The sequence below is a fragment of the Pseudobacteroides cellulosolvens ATCC 35603 = DSM 2933 genome (genome assembly GCF_001262605.1).
Lineage (GTDB): Bacteria > Bacillota > Clostridia > Acetivibrionales > DSM-2933 > Pseudobacteroides > Pseudobacteroides cellulosolvens.
Window position 1 is genome coordinate 2,594,487 of sequence record NZ_LGTC01000001.1, and the last position, 20,392, is coordinate 2,614,878.

The 20,392-nt window shown below is 34.4% G+C and carries 22 protein-coding genes and 5 tRNA genes; 7 read left to right on the forward strand and 20 right to left on the reverse strand.

Features of this window, described 5'->3' with window-relative positions; all coding sequences use genetic code 11:
* Positions 1-6: 6 nt before the first annotated feature.
* From Bccel_RS10355 to Bccel_RS10445, 20 genes are all read right to left on the reverse strand, one after another.
* On the reverse strand, positions 7-480 hold the full coding sequence (locus Bccel_RS10355) for a macro domain-containing protein (RefSeq protein WP_036945258.1): 474 nt from the start codon (positions 478-480) through the stop codon (positions 7-9).
* Positions 477-1,229, reverse strand: coding sequence for a hypothetical protein (locus tag Bccel_RS10360; protein WP_036945256.1), 753 nt, complete (start codon positions 1,227-1,229; stop codon positions 477-479). Before Bccel_RS10360 ends, Bccel_RS10355 begins: the two co-directional genes overlap by 4 nt.
* 227 nt (positions 1,230-1,456) lie before the next feature.
* On the reverse strand, positions 1,457-2,515 hold the full coding sequence (locus Bccel_RS10365) for a PCRF domain-containing protein (protein WP_036945254.1): 1,059 nt from the start codon (positions 2,513-2,515) through the stop codon (positions 1,457-1,459).
* Positions 2,516-2,554: 39 nt separating this feature from the next.
* The gene (locus tag Bccel_RS32060) at positions 2,555-2,770 is read right to left on the reverse strand and encodes a DUF4291 family protein (RefSeq protein WP_050753355.1); all 216 of its coding nucleotides are present in this window, start codon (positions 2,768-2,770) and stop codon (positions 2,555-2,557) included.
* A gap of 5 nt (positions 2,771-2,775) precedes the next feature.
* Positions 2,776-3,132, reverse strand: a complete 357-nt coding sequence (locus tag Bccel_RS32065) for a DUF4291 family protein (protein ID WP_050753356.1) — start codon at positions 3,130-3,132, stop codon at positions 2,776-2,778.
* Positions 3,133-3,150: 18 nt separating this feature from the next.
* Positions 3,151-4,236, reverse strand: coding sequence for a hypothetical protein (locus Bccel_RS10380; protein ID WP_036945252.1), 1,086 nt, complete (start codon positions 4,234-4,236; stop codon positions 3,151-3,153).
* Positions 4,237-4,286: 50 nt separating this feature from the next.
* Complete coding sequence (locus Bccel_RS10385; RefSeq protein ID WP_036945279.1) at positions 4,287-4,835, reverse strand: 3'-5' exonuclease; 549 nt, start codon at positions 4,833-4,835, stop codon at positions 4,287-4,289.
* 58 nt (positions 4,836-4,893) lie between these two features.
* Positions 4,894-5,340 (reverse strand): hypothetical protein, encoded by a 447-nt coding sequence (locus tag Bccel_RS10390; RefSeq protein ID WP_036945250.1) that lies wholly within the window; start codon positions 5,338-5,340, stop codon positions 4,894-4,896.
* A gap of 478 nt (positions 5,341-5,818) precedes the next feature.
* Positions 5,819-5,904: transfer RNA gene (locus Bccel_RS10395), tRNA-Tyr, on the reverse strand.
* 9 nt (positions 5,905-5,913) lie between these two features.
* Positions 5,914-5,989 (reverse strand) — tRNA-Glu (locus Bccel_RS10400).
* 8 nt (positions 5,990-5,997) lie between these two features.
* Positions 5,998-6,072 (reverse strand) — tRNA-Ile (locus Bccel_RS10405).
* Positions 6,073-6,081: 9 nt separating this feature from the next.
* Positions 6,082-6,202: transfer RNA gene (locus Bccel_RS29630), tRNA-Leu, on the reverse strand.
* A gap of 96 nt (positions 6,203-6,298) precedes the next feature.
* Positions 6,299-6,373: transfer RNA gene (locus Bccel_RS10410), tRNA-Asp, on the reverse strand.
* Between the two features lie 808 nt (positions 6,374-7,181).
* Positions 7,182-7,712, reverse strand: a complete 531-nt coding sequence (locus Bccel_RS10415; RefSeq protein ID WP_036945248.1) for an HD domain-containing protein — start codon at positions 7,710-7,712, stop codon at positions 7,182-7,184.
* A 319-nt stretch (positions 7,713-8,031) separates the two neighbouring features.
* Complete coding sequence (locus Bccel_RS10420) at positions 8,032-8,430, reverse strand: hypothetical protein (RefSeq protein WP_036945246.1); 399 nt, start codon at positions 8,428-8,430, stop codon at positions 8,032-8,034.
* Positions 8,431-8,550: 120 nt separating this feature from the next.
* The gene (locus tag Bccel_RS10425) at positions 8,551-9,048 is read right to left on the reverse strand and encodes a hypothetical protein (protein WP_036945244.1); all 498 of its coding nucleotides are present in this window, start codon (positions 9,046-9,048) and stop codon (positions 8,551-8,553) included.
* A 110-nt stretch (positions 9,049-9,158) separates the two neighbouring features.
* Positions 9,159-9,911, reverse strand: a complete 753-nt coding sequence (locus Bccel_RS10430; RefSeq protein WP_036945242.1) for a hypothetical protein — start codon at positions 9,909-9,911, stop codon at positions 9,159-9,161.
* Positions 9,908-10,594, reverse strand: coding sequence for a hypothetical protein (locus Bccel_RS10435; protein WP_036945240.1), 687 nt, complete (start codon positions 10,592-10,594; stop codon positions 9,908-9,910). The genes Bccel_RS10430 and Bccel_RS10435 overlap by 4 nt, the downstream gene beginning before the upstream one ends.
* 15 nt (positions 10,595-10,609) lie before the next feature.
* Complete coding sequence (locus Bccel_RS10440; RefSeq protein ID WP_036945238.1) at positions 10,610-11,290, reverse strand: hypothetical protein; 681 nt, start codon at positions 11,288-11,290, stop codon at positions 10,610-10,612.
* Between the two features lie 103 nt (positions 11,291-11,393).
* Positions 11,394-12,239, reverse strand: a complete 846-nt coding sequence (locus Bccel_RS10445; RefSeq protein WP_036945236.1) for an ATP-grasp domain-containing protein — start codon at positions 12,237-12,239, stop codon at positions 11,394-11,396.
* Between the two features lie 364 nt (positions 12,240-12,603).
* Here Bccel_RS10445 and Bccel_RS10450 point away from each other — a divergent pair, with 364 nt between their 5' ends.
* The 7 genes from Bccel_RS10450 (at position 12,604) to Bccel_RS10480 (ending at position 20,319) form a co-directional block, all read left to right on the forward strand.
* Positions 12,604-13,749 carry an ISAs1 family transposase gene (locus Bccel_RS10450; protein WP_050753357.1) on the forward strand — a complete coding sequence of 382 codons (1,146 nt, stop codon included), beginning with the start codon at positions 12,604-12,606 and terminating at the stop codon, positions 13,747-13,749.
* A gap of 334 nt (positions 13,750-14,083) precedes the next feature.
* Positions 14,084-14,608: a hypothetical protein gene (locus Bccel_RS10455; protein ID WP_036945706.1), complete on the forward strand. Its 525-nt coding sequence runs from the start codon at positions 14,084-14,086 to the stop codon at positions 14,606-14,608.
* A gap of 52 nt (positions 14,609-14,660) precedes the next feature.
* On the forward strand, positions 14,661-15,665 hold the full coding sequence (locus Bccel_RS10460; RefSeq protein ID WP_036945704.1) for a DUF6273 domain-containing protein: 1,005 nt from the start codon (positions 14,661-14,663) through the stop codon (positions 15,663-15,665).
* A 371-nt stretch (positions 15,666-16,036) separates the two neighbouring features.
* Positions 16,037-18,319, forward strand: a complete 2,283-nt coding sequence (locus Bccel_RS10465) for a dockerin type I domain-containing protein (protein ID WP_050753358.1) — start codon at positions 16,037-16,039, stop codon at positions 18,317-18,319.
* A complete protein-coding gene (locus tag Bccel_RS10470) occupies positions 18,316-18,726 on the forward strand; it encodes a transposase (protein WP_242853216.1) in 411 nt (136 codons plus the stop codon). Before Bccel_RS10465 ends, Bccel_RS10470 begins: the two co-directional genes overlap by 4 nt.
* Complete coding sequence (locus Bccel_RS10475; protein ID WP_036945702.1) at positions 18,723-19,646, forward strand: IS3 family transposase; 924 nt, start codon at positions 18,723-18,725, stop codon at positions 19,644-19,646. Before Bccel_RS10470 ends, Bccel_RS10475 begins: the two co-directional genes overlap by 4 nt.
* Positions 19,647-19,902: 256 nt before the next feature.
* On the forward strand, positions 19,903-20,319 hold the full coding sequence (locus Bccel_RS10480; RefSeq protein WP_050753359.1) for a formyl transferase: 417 nt from the start codon (positions 19,903-19,905) through the stop codon (positions 20,317-20,319).
* Positions 20,320-20,392: the final 73 nt, after the last annotated feature.

Below are 20,392 nucleotides of genomic sequence, written 5' to 3' on the forward strand. Positions count from 1 at the left end.
AAACAATTATTCAAAGTCATACACATAAACAGGAATTCCTCGTTCTGTTAAATTACTTATTATTAATGGTTCAATATTCTCCCATTTACCGCCAGCTAATCCGCAGCCTATTCTGGGTATATGAACACTTGCATTTATTTCAAGAGCTTTGAGCCCTAATTTATTTAAGCATTCATTAACTGCCTCGTATCTTATAGGTGGTCCATTAGCACCTCTTTTTATATCGTGCTGGCCGATCATATTAGCAATGAAGATATCTTCTTGTGCTTGAACAAATTGTACTTCACCCAGTTTAAAATTTTCTCCTTCCTTAAACCACTTTCTATATTCTGCTTCAGGCTGCTTCCATTTCTTTGATAACGCAAGAACAAACCCCTTTCCCCAACCTCCAATGTCGTTACAAATATGAGCTATTATCTTAACCCCCTGCTGACTTGGACAAGTTGCATCTCCTTTTAAAAATACAATATTTTGAATCATAACTTATTCACCCCGTCTTCTAGTTCTTCATAAATCAACCGAATATATTTAAAATTATTATCTTGTTGAACCAACTTGTAAAAATATTTGTTCATGCTTTGGGATAATAACAGCTTATTCCCCGTTTTAATTTCAACATTTTGGCTCTTAACATTATCATAAAACGACCTTATAAAATTCATTTCAAACTGCTCTATCTTGTCCCCAAGAAATTCTGCATACAGCTTACCTTCTATTCCAAATGTAAAGGGCATCCCAGAACCATATTTTATATATTCCTTTATCTCCAGATAGAACTCATTTAATTTCTCCAATTCTAAGGGAATAAAGTCTCCCCACCACTTGTACTCTTTATCACTGCCGTAAAAATTAATATATGTAACTGTACCATCTATCTCACTCTTAAAATCATATTTATCTGGCATATATATGGTTGACATTCTATTTTTCCAACTTTCAAATATACTTTTCTTAACTTCGATGACTTTACCTTCGATTGAAGGAACTTTTTTAAAGTCCAATCCTCTTTTGATACAAAAATCAAATCTCATAACATCGTCGGGAATATGCCATTCATAAAATGCAGCATACCCACTATCAAGAACTTCCCACATTTTTGAGCTAAAGGCCGGATAAGGGGGCTCTTCATTAATACTAACCACTTTATTTCCCGTTACCCCTGCATGATTACCTTGCAAGAATATCATTTTACTGTCTGAAAGGAAATCTGAAAATTCACCTTTTCTCATAAATTCACCTATTTTTCGTAAAGTTACTTTAGTAAGGGTTAAATATCAAGCTCTATTATAAATATACCTTTACAGTTATATTTTATCACTTGTTTCAGTTATTTCATATTGAATAAAAGTTAATGGCTTTAGTTCCGGTCCTGTTATATTAAATCTTGCTTTAGTAAAATTATCAGTTTAAGAAACCATTACCCCCATTAAATGTTAATTCAAGTTAATAATTGATTTCATGTTAGAGAAAGCATTCCGTCAATCTCTCCTTGTAAAACTCCCTTTAAACTATCACTCTCAATGTTGGTTCTATGATCCTGCACCATTTCATTGGGGTAAAATATATAGGAACGCCTTTTATTCATTAAAGCTTCGTTTACTGGAATTTCTATAAGATCTTCAATACTTTCAAGCTTGGCGTATCTCATCATATCAAGAAGTTTTGAATTAATAATTTTAATAGCTGATGATTTCTTCTCTCTCATTGTAGCTCCTGAACCGGAACCTAACCAGATGTTTATACCTGTTGGTACATGAACAACCTGAGAAACATCCCTGTGACGACCTTCTTTATCTTTTGTCAAATAGCAATTTATTAAATAGTTCTCAGGTTTTACATATACTTCTTCGCTATCTTCTAATTCAGGCACAACATCCACCAAGATTTCATAATTACACAATTCGTTTGTCAATTTGGATATATCGGTAAATTGATGTACTCCTTTTTCACCTTTCAAATACCCGTATGCATATTTCCCGATCACTCCAAATACTAATTCATGAATACTCTCAGAAAACATCTGCACAGTAAATTTATTCTCTTCTCCCCATTTTGAATACATATTAAAAAGCATTTTGAGATATTCCTGAGTTTGTTCATCTTTATTATCGGAATGAATTGTTATTATTGCGTTATTTGTTCCAAATCCATCCGCTGAAAGAATTGCTTCCAATCTGAGCTTATCCAGGTCTTTTTTAAAGGAGTCAAAAGTCTTTAAAATATCATCCAAAACACTAACATCTTTTTCCTCAATTGCAAGGTCACATAAATTCTTTAAGTCACTCCATGCTTTTTCAAGTTGGTCATATTTCTCAACCTTTTCCTTCAAGTAAGTCAATCTTTTCATAACTTTTTTAGGATTCTTTGTATTTGTCCAGAATCCCGTTTCTGAGACCTGCTGTTCAATTGTATTTATTTCTGATTCTATTTTAGGAAGGTCCAATAAACTTTTTAAATCATTTAATAACTCTTTATAATTATCAATATTCTCTTTTAGTTGAATTATTTCCAGCATAAGATTATCCCCTTCCTCCTTTTAAACGCAGAAATATCATCAGGTATATCCAATGATATTTTTCAAATCATCTGATATTGGGTATTCGCTTATATCAGGAAGTAAGCTAGACACATCTTTACCAGATTTAATGATACTGGATATTTCTTTTGCTAAATCCGTAACATCTTCAACCCCAATTATCCATTCATATACGTATTTTTTTATTGCTTCATTTCTTAGTCCAATTTGTATAGCACGTCTATTAAGCTTCATTCCATTTAATGATCTATCCGGGTCCCATTGTGGATAACATCAGATTTTTCAAAATCAGCTTTCCAAATAGTTTCATTTTTGTACCTTGAACTGTCAAATTGGCTTGGAACGCTTTGAGAAAGGATCTCAAGCCATGCTTTATGTGATAATTTGATTTTTGCAATAGCTTCCATCCTGTGCTTGGTTGCATAGCTTGACCTATGCAAAATCCATCCAAATGAAGGTTTTATCCAAGTGATTCTATCTAAACCAAAGCCCTTACCAAAAGTGCCAATTTCAACAGCATTTTTAACTATATTTGGTTTAAACGCCTGATAAACGTAGACCCCTTCATCATCAAAATAAGCAAAAATACGTTTCATATAGCTCCCCCAATAATATTATTTAAGCATTTCTTCCACTCGCTTACGCTCTTTTTCCAGTAACCTCATATAAAATCCATACTTCTCTGATATTCCAAGCCTATTACAGCAATCGTTGGCTTTCTCTAACATATTCAAATGATAATATTTGATTGTGTTTATCATTTTATCTCCATTTAAAAAACAATCATTAGCAAGCTCAATGTCATTTAATTTTATAAATCCCAAGCAAATGTCAAACCATATTTCTGTTAGCATCCTGCCTAACCCCGTATCCTTCCAGCGATCGAATTCACTAAGCATGCTATCCCATTTCTTTGCGGTTTCGAATGCGTTTAAAAGATCTCCATTAAGCAAATACATCTCCGCAATGCTTTCAAGAGCCGAAACTTTATCCCACGCTGTATCTGCCTCTCCAAGAACTATCCTTTTGTAATAAATAGCTTTCTCATAATTCTTTATATCCTTAGCACAATGATATAATGTGGAGGCATCATTTTCTTCATCTTGTTCCATTAAACCGAACAATCTTTCTGCCTCTGTACAATCTTCAAACTCTACCGCTCTTCTAAAAAGGGTTTGTACCGACTCTTCTTTTATGCTTTCAGGAAACCACAGCTTCATTCTTGCCAAAAATTTCTCTATATCTCCTTCGGTGAAAAGATCATGTAGTTCATCCCTATATTCATAAAGATAGTTCTCTTCGGTTAACCCCTTCTTTTCCAAGTAATCACAAGTCACTTCAACCCCTGCAGAGAATATAAACTCACTATTATATCCCAGAGCTGTATCAAAATTAGCACTTTTTGCTTTATCAAATAACCACACATTTTCTACTTCCTTAAATTTAGCAAGTAGATATGAAATAAGGTTCAGAGAATCACCAACACCTTGATAAGGATCATTTATTCTGCTTTCAACCTCATTCTCCATAAGGAATTTAATAAGTTCTTTATCTTCTTGTCTATTGTCATATTGTAGTGCAATAGCCAAGGCATACCTCTTCATATAATTAATATCTGGATCAGAATACTCAAACTCCTTCCACATATCTTTAGAGCCTCTGATTTTGTCCAAATTTTTTTGAATATCTTTTATTTCCATCTATAAAACCTCCGAAAATCCATTGTTAAACTGGTGGTTTCTTCTAATTATTACGACATTTTAAGTTTATCAAATACTGCTATAAAAATCTTTGTAATATTTTTCGCATCATCAATTCCTCTGTGATGTGTCCCTTCCAAAGGCAACCCAAGCAAATCCAATGCTCTGCTCATACCACAAGGACTTATGCCTTTGATTTCAGCAAATTGATGTTTGATACTGATATGCTTATCAAGCAGACTATGGATTCTACGGGAATAATTCTTTAGTTTGCACTCCTTATATATCTGTTTCTTGTCATAGAACCCCCATGAACATAAAGCCACTTCAGTATCTGAGGCAGTAATCCAGTTTTCAAATTCCACCATAACATTCTTAAAAATATCTGCTACATCAACATTTTTTTGCTCTATGCTTGTTAGTCTTATGCAAAAATCGGAAAGTGCTGGGTATATCACAGGTTTAATGAACTTTGAGAAGGTAGCAACTACCTCCAGCTTATCATTCAATTTTACTGCACCAATTTCAATTATTTCACTGGTTTTCGACTTGTCATTTTCCCAACAAGTTGCTTCTAAGTCAAATATAATGTAATTCATTTTCCTTCCTTTCTTTGAACAATCCAGTTCATTTGTTTCAAACTTTTTGTCTATCTTTTTATAAAACAAGGACAAGATTTTCATCAACCATAACTTTATTAAATGCCAAATGAGTCGCAATTTTATAACACATTTCACTAGAATCAGTAGTATTTATATAAAGATCTGTAAGTGTAATCTTCACATTAATGATTGGCTTATTATTATCATGTAAATTGTTGAATTCCTCTTCAAGTCTTTGATGGATTGCATTCACATAACTAATAAAGTCATTTTCATACTGCCTGTTTCCAGCCAGGTCACTCTGAAGAAAGGCTTGATTAACAAAATATACTGTCGGGTCCACTTCAGAAAAATACGGTTCAAAAGTCAGTGTAAAAACTGCAAATTTGTCATAGCTGCAACTTTGCTTGATATATCGTGCATTTTGAACAATAGTTTTATTAATCGTCCAGGCTGGTCGTACATTTTTATCATATTTTGTATTTATAGAAATACTATTCATTTTTAGACTCCTCATCAACAATTATATCTTAATTTTACCATATTTCTAATCTCCCCGACGGGATTCGAACCCGCACTCGGTTTCCTAAGCATGAGCCTGGGACTGGTCGCAAGCAAGCTTGCTGCTCGTCTATGCAACCTAGATAATGTGCTTCCCTACGCATTTCAGCATACAGGAATTTCACCCGCTTCGGGTATTCATCCCTTTCGGTGCTTCCTCAACCCTCACCCTGCAACCCGCTCCAGTCAATCTTTTTACGGTGCTCTTCCCTCCTAGAGCTACGGGGAGATATAAAAATTGCTTAGTCCGGAAAGTCTGTAACACCTCGGACAAAATATTTAATTTACTTGAGGAAAGTGGCTGAAGACAACGTGCTCTGCCAACTGAGCTACTGCCCCACTTGCGGGGCAGGTAAGATTCGAACTTACGACAACGCGGTTAAAAGCCGATGTAGTCTTCAAAGCACCTCAAGTAATTATGGTGGGTGAGGATGGATTTGAACCATCGGTGTTTCAATGTCACGGTTTTACAGACCGCTGCCTTCGCCTCTCGGCACACTCACCCATAAAATTGTGGTGACGGATAGGGGAATTGAACCCTCTATTATGAGGTTGAAAGCCTCATTTCCTAGCCATTAGAAGAACCCGCCATAAATATTGGTCGGTAAGGAGAGAATCGAACTCCCACTCTCCACGTTATCAGCATGGAGCTTTACCGTTAAGCTACTTACCGGAGTAAATATGGTGCAGGGAGAGGGAGTCGAACCTAGGACGCATAGGCGAGCAGTGTAGCGAAGCGAAACGACCAGCCCTCAAAACCTTGCTTCTAAGGCAAGTATCTATGCCAATTCGATTATCCCTGCATATTATAATTTTTAGTGGAGCCAGAGAGATTTGAACCCTCTACCTCCTGTTTGCAAGGCAAGTGCTCTCCCATATTGAGCTATTGCCCCAAATTTTGGCGGTGGATAGGGGAATTGAACCCCTGACTTAAGATCGACAGTCTCATGTGATAGCCACTTCACCAATCCACCATGATGATCCGGGTAGAGAGACTTGAACCCACGCCCATCCGGTTAAAGGCCGGGCTGGGCGTTTCGCTCCGCTACACTGCTCGCCCATGTATCCTGAGTGCACTACATACTTTCGCCACAGGCACATTCTTTTTTTGATAAAAACAAAGAGTGGTTTAATCCTTTTCTGGACTTAACCACTCTTTTGATAAATGCTTTTATATATCAACCCTTAACTAATTCCTATCCAGATAAGATGGTTTCTGCATTTATGCAATAGAGGATTAAGCCAATGTACGAGTAAATCCTTACTTGGTTTATATTCCAAATCAATCGCCATATTAATTTGTTCGAGTATACCTTTTTCAATTAAGTACATTGATGATCCTCCTTTCCTTTGGAATACGATATAGTCTTCCTTGCACCTCTAGTAAGAATTCAAAAATAATAAAGCGGTTAAGTCCTAATCTCTACGACTTAACCGCTCTTATAAACTGTGAGAAATTTTATTTGTAATCATCTATTTCTACACTTCATAAGCAGAGGATTAAGCCAATGTATATAAGTATTCATATCTTGTTTCGCAGATAATTCAATTGTAATATTATTTTTATCGAGATTATAACTTTTCAGGTTATACATCGAAATCCTCCTTTCTCATAATCAAAATCATGTATTCTTTGCCCCTCATTAGTTTTTTACTCAACAACATTTTTTTAGGCACAGTGTTTATATGGTAACACAGGTAATCTTGTCCCGTCAAGGAATATTTTAAGTTGTAACATTTTTGTAATATTAAAGCAAATCACTTCACTATCAAAAATCTTTTTTACTTGAAACTACGGCTAAGCCGCTCATGACCTTTAGCAGCAACGCATTCAAAGCATTCATCTAAATCCATATATATATCCCATCGTTTTCTTCCTAATTCTTTAGCAGCCTCATCAATTACCATTAATTCTAAAGTTTCATCACGTTTACCCTTCCATAGCTTATCTGCTAATGCAACAATAAGTTCTTCAGTAGAACAAATCATTTTATTATAGTTGGCATGAGATAAACAACAACGTGCAATTCTTGTGTCAACACCTAATTTTAATAGGATTTTCTCCCCTTCCTCCTCATGGCAGTGACCTGGTGCATTTAGTTCTGATATATGAATTATTTTTCCGATATCATGAAGAATAATAGAAATTCTTATAAAATCATAATCTAGCGATATACCTAAATTTGATAATTTTTCCGTAATTTCTTCAGCTGCCTCACTAACCAATTTTACATGGGTTATCAAATGTACAGGAGCATTAAGTTCTTTGAGTAAATTAAAAGCATCGTCAACACTCACAATATTTTTCTTCATAGTAAACTACTTCCTCTTTACTAAATATATTTACTGTAGAATCCGAAATTTGTCCATAATTCAATCATTTCAACTACTTCTTTTGTACTTCTAGACTCGAATTTTTCAAGTGGTTTTTTCAAATATCCATGCAATACCAATTCCGATCTATATCTACCATTGCTATCTCCATCAGGATACCAACCAAGATCAAGAATAAGATCAAATTTTGTATTTTTTAATCTTAATAAATCCTCATTGAAATAACTCCATAAGCTATCACAACTATCTGGCTCACATTCATAAAAATTATTGAATTCTAATGTCCAACCCCCAGGAATTAAACAATCTTCGTTCCATTTGGTAGAATTATATCACCATCATTAGAACTAACATCAAAAAATCCTACACCATGCTGTTTCGCGAGTTGTTTCATTTTTTCATATGCCTCTTTTGCCAATGACCAAGAAAATGCAGCATAGATTACATCTCTTCCTATACAATAATCCGTCAAACGATTTTCTAACTCCTCATTTTCTTCCAGTTCATCATCAGATGGAGCATCTATCCCATTCATAGGTGGAAAAATTCTCTTCATTGATTGATACCAATTCTGGAGTGCAGATGAAGAAACAGAAGGTGATTGATAATCATGATCTTCACTCCACTCAATCTGAATTTCATACCACTTCATAAATTCCGCCTTTGTTCTTGGAGCCTTTGTTTTTTCAAAAACCATTAAATCATAACTCCTTTCTTTCCTCCAAAAAATGATGTTTAGCGAATCGCCACACAAGAGATTTTCAATGTTATTAACTTCTAATAAAGCACTATACCATTTCTTCCTTTTCCAAATTCCTCATAAATACTTATTAAAAATACTATAGTCCCTAGATATCTCATCTATTTCAAGTTTAAATTCGTTTGTAATTTCTTTTCTTTGATTCTCTTCTATTGTTTTTAAATAATCAGAGTTTTCATAGTCATTTAACATCATATAAAAATACTCACATTCATGTTTTGCACTATCCGAACCATCAGTAAATTGACCAGCCTTTAAAAGAAAAGATTCCCAGGTTATTTTTCCCCGTTCATATGAAAGAAAAAGACAAGCCACATAAAGATCATCAATATCTTTGAATTTTATACACGGTTCAGAATAAATAAATTCACATACAACATTATACGCTTCATGAACATCTCTTTTTAATGATAATTCAATAATCCAGTATGGAGGCTTTTCAAAAGTCTCTATAATTTCGTCACACCATCGAGAGTAATGCTGATAAGATATTAAGCCTGTATCCAGCATAATACATAGCTTTCTGGCAAATTCTTTACTTAAGCAATATTCCAACAAAAAGACCCCCACCCTTACGCTTTTCATCAAAAGATTAAAAGTCCTGCACTCCTAACTTCCCTACCAAATTTGTCTATCAATAATATAACAACCTTTAAATCCCCAGCTTATCCATACGATTCCTTCCCATCCTGATTTGTCAACAAATACGGACATCTTTCCACTAATATTTCCTTATCATCACTATCTGCAAACGAACACATTGTAACCGAAGAATCAGCGTTTAAACTTAGCAAATTGCCATTCCTGCTGCATGGAGTACTTGTTATAATAGTTTTCAGGCATTCATCAACAAAAACCTTTCCCGGAAACATCATTTTAATAACCTTTATTATAGTAATGGCATCCTTTAATTCATAAGGTATGTAATACTTTTTAGGAATTAAAAAATGAAACTGTTCAAAACAATCTTGGTACTTCTTAAAAAAGACCATTACATCCCTTAATGTTGGAAGTTCATTCATTAAAAAATTCATCCCAATTTTTATATTCTTCTTTCTTCTTAACTCATCGATAATTGCTCTAATGTCTACTTTATTAAGGTTAGAAGTATTTAGTGATAATGCTATGTAGTCAATATTTTTGATGATACTCTCTAAAGACATAATGCAATCCGGCTGCAAGGTTACAGATACCTCAGCCTGGCTATGTGCTCTTTCAAGTAATTTCCCGAATAAATCAAGAGAAAATCCACTATTGTAGGCAAAAGTAACTATACTTGGATTATGGTTCTCAATCAACTCAGACATCTTTTGATATAATTGATTAAATGGTGCTTCTCCTGTCTTCTGAGATAAGTAGCAATATATGCACCGATTCTCCTTACTGCATCTATTTGTTGGTGTTACAGATAGTATCATAGTTTTTTCCCCAGTCTTTCTTTCTCAGGGTTTTCTTTATAATCAAAATAACCATCCAGTCTTCCTCCGTCAAATGGTTTTATTTTCGCATTATAATTTCTTTCTGCCCATTCATAAAACGGATACGTATACTGATCATAGTGTTCTGCATTGAAATACCAGCCTAATTCATCATCATATCCATTAGAACCATAACAAAGTGTGGTTACATATGTACCACTTCCAATTTTTATATTGAGTTCAAAGACTTCATCAAAGTTTATTACCCCAATTAAATCTTTGGATTGTGAATAGCCTGGTGTTAAAGTAATTATTCTATTTATCAAATTTCTAGCAAGGGAGCTGGAAGCAACAAATTCACTTTCATCATATCTTTGGATTTGGCATTTTTCGATGCTTTCAATAATCATCTCTAAATAGACTTTATCTTTACTCTTTGCAATCCAGTATTCATAATGCTGAGCGTTGTTAATACTAACATTAAAAGGTATATCATCTGATTCAATATTAAAACAACTATTTTCATTAAAGAAAAATTCCTTTTCCCATGATACTTTAATTTCAAAATAAAGTTCAACATCGTATTCCTTAACTAAAAAAGCTAGGATATTTCGAACTTCTTTGTCGTCATGAATATTGAAATCAGCTATTAATTCACTGCAGTTAACTTGAAATGGCCTCATATCTTACCTCCAACACTAATATTCCAAACTTTGTCTATTTGGATTTTTTAGGAATTCATCATATCCACTTCCCCCACCAAAAGCTCTTATTTTGGCATTATGCTCCTTTTCAGCCCATTCAAAGAATGGAAAATTCATTTTATCATGGGATTCACATGCAAAATACCATCCCAACAAGTCATCATATCCATTGGAACCATATCGAAGTGAAGTAAGACTGGATCCATTACCAATCTTTATGTCAACATCAAAAATCTCATCAATATTTACCTGGTTAATTAACTTATTCTCAATCTCAGTATGATACCTCGGGAGTAATGTAATTATTTTGTCTCTCAATTCTCTTGCAACTGAATTTGAGCCCCTACTAACAACTTCCCCGTCACTAATAAAACTACATCTTTCAATACCACTAATTAACTTTTTTACATCCGCTTTATTCTTCGGCCTTGCAGTCCAGCATTCGTCGAAAGTTCCTGTACTTACACTTACTTTAAAAGATATCTCATTTACTTCGATATCAAAATAAATGTTATTGAAAAAACAGAATTCCTTTCTATCATCTATTATAATTTCAAAATAAATGCCAATATCATATTCTTCAGCCAAAAACATTATCAAATCTCTCACATCATTATCTTCATGTATTCCGAAATCAGCAATTAATTCACTGCAATTTACTTGAAAAGGCTTCATTTCTAGACCTCCATTCAAAAAACAATCACTTTTTGATGCAATTCTCTTATCCCAGCAAATGATTTAGTATTTTCATTAAATTTAATTTCCTTTACTTTACTCATTATGAAAGCTCCATTTCAATAATCTTTTGCCACATGTATATGGGAGAAACTCCAGCATATCCGCTTTCTTGAGCATCATTGACTTCAATAACAATCCATTTACCTTCTTCTGTTTTTGCAATGTCTACTACAAGGAAAGTGACATTCAAACGTTTTGCTACTGTTACTGCCAGCAATGTAACCTTTTCCATCTCTTCATCCGAAATTCCATATTGTATTCCTTCCCACCAATATCTGCCCACGCCAACCACATGATTCTTCCAAAGAAAAACGCGAAATTCCATACTGCTCTGTATTCTGTCAGGTACATTGTCCTCAACAAGCTCAAGTTTAACATACTCTCTGCACACAATAGGCTGCCAATGAAGTATTGGGTCTTCCCTCCACAGTTCAAGCAACTCTTGAAACTGATCAGGCCCCTTTATAATTGAAAGTGCCTTTTTATGCCTATTTGTCTGATGTGCTCCTTTTACAAATATTGGCCAGCCCATATCGGATTCTACTTGTTCAACAGTTGGTAAATTATCATACCACCTGCTGTTTGGTGTCAGGTCTTTTATTAAAGGATACCAACCTGGAAGCATCGTGCACAGATTAAATTCTTCAGGAGTATGTATCAGATTAATTTCCTGTTCCTTCATTGTATCGTACAGCTTATGATAATCAGTAACTGCCCCTATCCTTAAAACAACAGGTAATTCAACTTCAGCAAATATTGATCTACATTCTAAAAAATCACGAAAGTTGAAATCATAAATCCGTATTCCTGTCTTTTTTATAATTATTGGAAGGGTCCCTTGTAACATTAAAAAATCATCAAATAGAAATTCACCAAAGTTATACATATTTACTCCTAACACGGTTTTTTGTAGACTTTTAAAAAACAGCTCTATAGATATTATAATTCATCCCATTTAACAACCTTATTAAGGACCTGCTGTAAATGTTCCAATGCTTGCTTTTTATTTATTGACGTTCTCATTATAACTAGGATTATTCGCCTATTTCATTACTTGCATTTTATCACTTGAAGTTCCTAATTTCAATTATTGGTAAGAAAAATGCCCGGCTGCAAAAGTATTCCCGGCATTACCAACACGGTAAAAGTATGAATGAACATTTTGCCATGGGATAATTTACAGCTAAACCCTACAATACAGATGTAGTAAGCTATTGTTCATAGAGAATAATATAAGTGAGGTTAATACTATGAACAGGAAGCAATTATATATGGGAAGTTTTTTTGATCACTTTATGATAATATATGATCCCAGACAAGATGGGAAAGTTCAGCATAAATTAATGGATATTTTGTTCATTGCTGTAGCAGCAACAGTATGTAGGTGTGATGAGTGGGCTGAAATGGAAGATTGGGCAATTGCAAAAGAGGAATGGCTGAGGCAATATATAGAGTTGCCAAATGGAATCCCCTCTTGGTATACGATAGAGCGGGTACTCGATGTTATTGACCCTAAACAGTTTGAGAAGTGTTTTAGTGAGTGGATGAAGGAAATTACTCAAATTGATAAGGGTACTGTAGTCGCGATTGATGGTAAGACAATGAGAGGGACTGCAGAGAAAAGCTCTGGAAAGAAAGCTGTTCACATTGTAAGTGCATGGTGCAGTAGTAATAAGCTTGTACTAGGACAAGTGAAAACAGATGAAAAGAGTAATGAGATTACCGCAATACCTGAACTTTTAGATATGCTCTTTATCAAAGGTGCTATTGTAACTATTGATGCAATGGGATGCCAGAAAGATATTGCAAGAAAAATTGTAAAAGAAAAGAAAGCTGACTATGTATTATCCCTTAAAGATAACCATGAGATTCTAAAGGGAGAAGTAGAAGAGTACTTTAAAGATGCAGAGAAAGATATTTTTAAGGATGAAAAAATTTTGAAATACAGTACCCTGGAAAAATGGCATGGGCGAATTGAAGAACGCTCGTATTATTATTCTACAGATATCAAGTGGATGGATGCAAAAAAGGATTGGGAAAAGCTTTCAGGTATTGGGATGGTAATACGCAGGTGTGAAATAAATGGTAAAAAAACAGAGGAAAGAGCCTATCATATCGCAAGTGTAAAAACAGCAGAAGATTATGCTAGAGGAGTAGGGTTACATTGGGGAATTGAGAGTACACACTGGAGCCTTGACGTTACTTTTAGGGAGGATAACACTAGGACAAGAACGGGGTGTGCACCGCAGAATCTAGCCTTGCTAAAAAGGTTAGTTCTTAACATGGTTAAAAAAGATCAGGAAAGGTATCCTAAAAGAAGCCTGAAGAGAAGGAGATTTTTAGCTTCTCTATATGATGATTACCTTGAATATATATTTTCAATAAATTTTAGATAAAAGAAAAGTGTATAGGCTACTGGGTATATCCTTAACCGGACTACCTGGTTAATATAGCGGTAAATGGTATAGGGACATTCCGGGCGTTTCCAGTACCACATCATAGCAATACCGGAATTCATTTCTTACAATGACCATCCTGCCTTAATAAAATGCTGAAAAGGCATTTTTTAAAAAACTCTTTAAAAAGAGTATAGGTAGATAGTGGGTTCATGCTTTTACCGTAGCATTACCAAGGCTATTTATAGAATATTAACTAAAAAAATGATAAACTAATCGTATCTAAAAAATTTATTATTATTATTTATTTAATTCTCTTAAGGAGTATTTATAAGTGGAAAATCAACTGTATTACAATATTCAAGGCTATTTACAGGCATTTGAGCAATTGAATACTTTTACTAATCACGGTAGCTACTATTCATTCAATTATATTAGCTATGATACAGATATAGTCTTAAGTATTAAAAGACACTTACGAGAAGAAAATGTGAAATTAATGGAACAGATGCCCGGTTCTATAAATGACTTTAATGAGGATATTGTTTTGGAGTTCAAACAAGAGAACAACTGGGAAGCCTTATTAATTAATGACCTAGAGCAGTTTTTTCTTGAAGTTTTTTATGAAGAATATATAGAGAAACATAAATCTGCACATGAGAAAAGAAAAAGTTGTGTTTCAAACTTTATTAAATTACTTAAAGAATTTTTCGCCGATAACCTAGAGAATGTATGGTGTTCCGGTGCAGATAGCTATTACAGTACATTAACTCAATATTATCATGAATGTAGCGGTATAGATTATATTTTTAAAGCTAAAGACGGTATTTATTTACTGCATTTAGGCATATGTGATTAATATGATTTAGAGGGTAAGAAAAAACTTTTGTCATAGAAAGGAACATAAGAAAATGGCAGACAAGATACCTTTTGATGATGACAGACAAGTTAATAATGAAGGGCTAAAGGATGATTATATACGAAACAATTCGAAAAGGGCAAAAAAACAAATTATAATTATATTTTGTTTCAGTACTGCGGTATTACTTATAGCATCCTTGATTGTATTATATTTTGTAAAAACATCTAAAGAAACAAATAGCGATGATTTTAATCCAGCAGCTGCTGTAAAATACATTACTCCTAAAAACACTATAGAAATATCCTCTTACACTTCAGCAACACCATCAGTTAAATTATCTGAGACAGGAACCTTAAAAGTTGGTGAATATGTTCAATTTGGTAAATACTATGAAGACCCAATCCTTTGGAAATGTGTAAAAATCGAAAATGACAAACCAATGCTTGTTTCAGAAAATATTCTATGTATGAAAGCTTATGATGCAGCTGAAAGCGGAACCGATAGTGTGGGTAGTAATCATGTAGAAAAGTATGGCAGTAACAAATGGCACAATTCAAATATCAGAGAATGGCTTAACGCAGTTAGCAATGTAAACTTTTCAACACAAGAACCTAATAAATTTGCAGTTATTTTGGGTAATGAATATGACAATGAACTTGGCTTTTTAAGTAATTTTAGTTCTTCAGAAATTGAATCTATTGAACCAATGACGCATGAAGGTGTAACAGACAAAGTATACCTCCTTTCATCTGACGAATTGTCATTATTAGGTAATAATCCTACGAGAGAATTAACGGAAAAAGCTTTTCAATTATCATATTATATTTCAGAATTTAAGAAGAAAGGCATAGATATAGGCTTTACCAAGACTTGGGCATATTGGACAAGAACACCTTATCCTTCTGTTTCCTCTAATGTATATATTGTTGGAGGTATTGCAAATCTAGCTGCCAGTTCTGCTAATGCTAGTAATATTGGTGTTTTGCCTGCTTTAAACCTGAAAACGGATAAATTTAAATATGGAAAGGGGACTAGAACTGAGCCATATAAATGACCATACAACTGCATATCAATAGTTCAACATTATGTCTCCCGAACTGAAATTTCACCCAATCAACGAACTTTTCAACTACATTATCATGTTTTTCAGTTGATGAAAAATCGTAGGCTCTATAATTTTCAATAGAACATTCACCAACTTTATAATGAGTAAAGTGTGCAATCTTTTCTCCATATTCACAGAAAGTGACAGGGATGAAAATCAATACTTTTTATATAGGAGTTAAGGAATTTTAAGTATAAAAATTTCAGCTAACATCTGGTATACTTAATATTAAGAGTAAGTTAAATGTGTACCAAATATATTTGATTTATGAAACCTAATTACAGGTTACTACTTTAAAAAATAAAGGAATAGGTGTAAAGATGATTAGAAAGGTTTTATTGATTATTTCAATTATTTTGATTTTAAATTTTTTTGCTTCTGAAGCGGTATTTGCTCAGGGTGAAACAGATAGTGCAATAAGGTTTAAATCAATAGCTGCCGGAGATTTTAATACAGCTGCAATTAAAGAAGATGGAACGATGGTAGCGTGGGGGGATAATAAGTATAACCAATGTATTGTACCGCCCAATTTAAATGATTTAAAAGAATTAGCAATAGGTTATGGTTATATTGTAGCCTTAAAGGAAGATGGGACCGTTGAATCTAACAATGATCTTGGTAATAATTATATACCACCAGATCTTAAAAATATCGTTCAGATATCATCAACTTCAGACTTTATATGTGCTTTAAAAGAGGACGGAAGTGTAATAACTTGGGGGAATAATAGTTATAGACAATGTAATATTCCAAACGATGTTAATAATGTAAAATCTGTTTCAGCAGGATTTGAACACATTGTTGCATTAAAAAGCGATGGAACAGTTGCAGCATGGGGATATAATTCTGAAGGACAATGTAATGTCCCAAGTGGTTTAAAAAATGTCAAGGCTGTTTCAGCAGGTTATGGTTTTTCAATTGCCTTGAAGGAAGATGGAACTGTGGTTGCTTGGGGTTCTAACAGATATGGTGAGTGTAATGTTCCAGATGGGCTTAAGGATGTAACAGCAACATCAGCAAGAGGTAATCATGTGTTAGCACTAAAAGGAGATGGGACTGTGGTTGCATGGGGATGTAATTACGATAATGAATGCTCTGTCCCTTCAGATTTAAAAGATGTTGTTGCAATTTCGGCTGGAGGAAAGCATTCAGTTGCATTGAAAAGCGATGGAACGATTGTTTCATGGGGTAATAGATCAAGTGGACAATGCATTGATTCTTCAAGTATCGGTATTATCACTAGTGTTTGCTCTGGTGATTATTATAATAAATACATTGTTAGCAATAAACGCATTGCTCAGATGAAATATGGCCGTGATGATGATAATTATAAACTTTCTAATGTAGATTTTACTGACTTAAAGTGTATTTCTGTCAGAGGTACACATGTTTTGGGGCTTAAAGAAAATGGAACCGTGGTTTCAGGAGGCTATAATTTTTATGGAGAAGATGATGTCCCTAGAGATTTAACTAATGTTAAAGCAATAGCAGCTGGAATGAATTATTCTGTTGCAGTAAAAGAAGATGGAAGTGTTATTGCTTGGGGACGTAACAGTAGTGGTCAATGTAATGTTCCTGCGGATCTTAAGAATGTAATACAAGTTGCTGCATATGAGGGACACACTTTAGCCTTAAAAGAAGATGGTACAGTTGTTGCTTGGGGAAATAACAGTAGTGGTCAGTGTAATGTTCCTAAAGGGTTAAGTAATGTAAAAGCTATATCAGCAGGTAAAAGTTTTTCCGTTGCTTTAAAAAAAGACGGAACTGTTGTTGTCTGGAATGTGAATGATAATAGTGTTTACAAAGTGCCAAATGGTCTTAAGGATGTTAAGGAAATAAGTACAGGTAGCGACCATATTGTGGCTTTAAAAGAGGATGGTACTCTCACAGCTTGGGGAAATGATTTGTTCAATCAGTGCTATATACCAGACGGATTAAATAATGTAAAACAGGTATCAGTGGGAGAAGAGGAAACTCTTGTATTAAAGCAGGATGGTTCTGTAATAGGATTTAAGTATCCAGAAAACAACAGATTATTTATTCCAAACTTTTATTCAACTCAGACCCCTCAAGAAACTTATACAATATCAGGATATCTTTCGCCAGATATCGTTGGTTTGCCCCAGAAAAGTCATTTAAAATCCAATATAAATGTGGAGCTGGTTGAACTGAAAAGAAACATATATACAGGCGATGAAGGTTATTTCAAGTTTTCCAATGTTCCTCAAAACGAAAATGGTTATACTCTTAGAATAACTAGAAGTGGATATTTGGAAAGAGAGATACATAATATTAAGCCCAATAATTCAGGATCAGAAATTGGTTCGGCAGAAAACCCTATTTATATTTGGGGCGGTGATATAAATAAAGACAAATCTATTAATATGTTAGATTTAATTTTAATTGCAAAGTTATTTAATGTAAATAGTACCGATGGCGGTAAATATATATATAACCGTGACTTGAATGCTGATAATGTTATAAATATGGAAGATGTTATTATTGTCGCACAGCATTTTAATTTAACAACAGTAGACTATATTAATGATAAGTTGTATGATAATAATTCAATTCGAGAATTGATGTTGTATAATAATACTTGACACAAAGGCCTCGAACAAATAGTCTAAAAATAAGAAAGAACGGAGGTCAATCATGTCAGGAAAGGAAAAAAAGAACTACAAGGCAGTATACAAAAGATTACAAGACAGAATCTGTAAAACTTGTAAAAGAAATAGGAATAACAAAGGCGGCTATAGAATTAGGTGTGCCTAAGACTACTTTATTCCAGTGGGTAAAGCATGCAGAAATGGGTGATTTGGATACTGGTGCAGGCACTCAAACTCCAGGTTCTGCAATGACTCAAGCAATGGAAATTCAGAAGTTGCGTGCAGATATTAAGGCTTTGGTGAAGGACAATGCACGATTGAAGAAAGAAAATGATTTTTTGGAAGAGGCTTCGGCTTTTTTCGCAGCGAGCCGTCAGAAGTTGGCAAAGAAGAGCGAATGAAGCTCATCGCAATAAAGACCGAAAATGGTAACCTGACTGGCGATATTGCGTTTTATTGCAGGGTACTGAAGGTTTCTCGACAAGGCTTCTATAATCACCTTGAAGCACAGAAGAAGCCTTGGAAATACGAAGCTCTGGCGGCCGAAATTTATGAAATAATAGATGAAGATGAGTGTAATGATACATATGGGCGATATCGGATGCATAAAGCCTTAGAAATAAAGAAAGAAATGGTAGAAGGTGAATTTCCACATATTCCTTGCGAACGGACAGTGTATAGGATAATGGAGCGGTTGGGTATAGCACACACACCTAAGCACAAGCCCAACGGGATAACAAAGGCAGACAGGGAAGCCATGAAGTCGGATGACAAGATCAAAAGAGATTTCACAGCGGAAAGACCGCTTGAAAAAGCCGTGACGGATATTACGGAAATTCAGACTGCCGATGGGAAGCTTTATATATCAGCAATTGAAGATTGCTTTGATAATGCAATTTTAGGGATTTCAATGGCAGACAACATGAAAACAGGATTATGTGTAGATACTTTAAAAAGTGCAATAATGGCTTATCCTGGGTTAAGAGGAGCAGTTATCCATTCTGACAGAGGAAGCCAGTATACCAGTGGGGAGTATCGTCAAGAGATAGAAAGATATGGAATAATTCAAAGTATGAACAGTGCAGGTGGTAGGTGTCATGACAATGCAAAATGTGAATCCCTGTGGGGCCGATTCAAAGAAGAACTACTGTACGATAGATATGATACAAAGAAAATGCCGATGAAAGTGGTAAAGAGCTTAATATGGCGATATTTTATGAGTTATTGGAACAATCGTAGGATCTGTTCGGCGAATGGTGGGCTTCCACCGATGGTAAAGAGGAAAAAGTTTTATGAGGAACAATATTCTAAAACAGCATAACGGTGGGAGCAAAGCGACGCGTTGGTATATAATGGGATTACGCTACGCTCCATCCCATTATATACCAACGCAAAAACCACAACGTGTTCGAGAATAATGTGTCAAGTAATATTGACAAGATCAGAACCTGTAATCAAATAGGTTTGTTTCTTTTACATTTGTAATTAGAAAATCTATATTATTATATAGCCAATAGTTATAAATCATTTAATGTAATTAAGTTGTTTTCTTAATTGACTAATGATGGAGAATATTAATGAGAATAGAAAAACTTAATCCAGATGTTATTGAAAATATATATTACAAAACTATAGTATCTGGAGATAAAATAACAAATGCAAAGTTACCAATTCTAATGGGAGTGGTATCAGGTTTACCCAAATATATTGACGCATTAGTTGTAACCTCAGACTTGCAAGGTATAGTAGAAAAAGATAATAATGAAATCTTGCTTGGTGAAGTCCTTGCGGATTATTTGCCGTTGTTTGTTGAAGTTGAATTGGGTTTACAGCCTAGGAATGTAGGAATTATTTTATGTGGCGATTTATATGCGACCCTTAGCAAAAGGGGAGGACTTGGAGATGTAACAGGAGTATGGAATCATTTTAATAAGCACTTTAGATGGGTTGCAGGCATTTCAGGTAATCATGATTCTTTTGGAGCATTCCTGTAATGAAATAAAATGACCTTTGAAAAATAAATACCTCCGGGTTAGAATACGGGATGTAAGGTTTGTAACTTACTCC